Genomic DNA, 469 nt, shown 5'->3' with positions numbered 1-469 from the left:
TAATGAGCGATAAAGAGCTTGTTGCCGAATCTATTGCGGAATATATGGCGGGAAACCCGAGGGAAACCGCCAAAAAAGTTATAGACATTTTTATAGGAGGTTGATATGCTGTTAACATACGAACAGATGAAACACCTGAATAAAGGTGTTAACGATGATTCTTTTGTATTTCTCGACGACGGTACTGTTACCGACGCTGAGCGGCAAGCGTTAATAGACAGGGATAATTTTATGCTTGAACAAGAAGGATACCACTTTATAGACAATTATCAGGATTTATACAAGGCGGCGCCTATTGCCGTGCGGCAAGCTGTATTGGCATAATTAGAACAACCGGCAATCTTCCCGCAATCCAAGTGGCGGTCAGCGGACAGGGTTATCTTGTCGGCACTAATCCATTTATCAGCCTGTCTCTTATACACATCTAGATGTGTATAAGAGACAGGTGGACGCGCCGGACGTGCAAACC

1 protein-coding gene is annotated in these 469 nt (G+C 44.1%); it reads left to right on the top strand.

Going from position 1 to position 469, the window contains the following annotated elements:
• The first annotated feature begins 105 nt into the window (after positions 1 to 105).
• Positions 106 to 324, top strand: a complete 219-nt coding sequence (locus ACYVRA_RS08705; RefSeq protein ID WP_461252323.1) for a hypothetical protein — start codon at positions 106 to 108, stop codon at positions 322 to 324.
• Positions 325 to 469 lie beyond the last annotated feature (145 nt).

It is taken from the genome of Treponema sp. R8-4-B8, from assembly GCF_054786175.1.
This window is presented reverse-complemented; position numbering and strand designations above follow the sequence as displayed.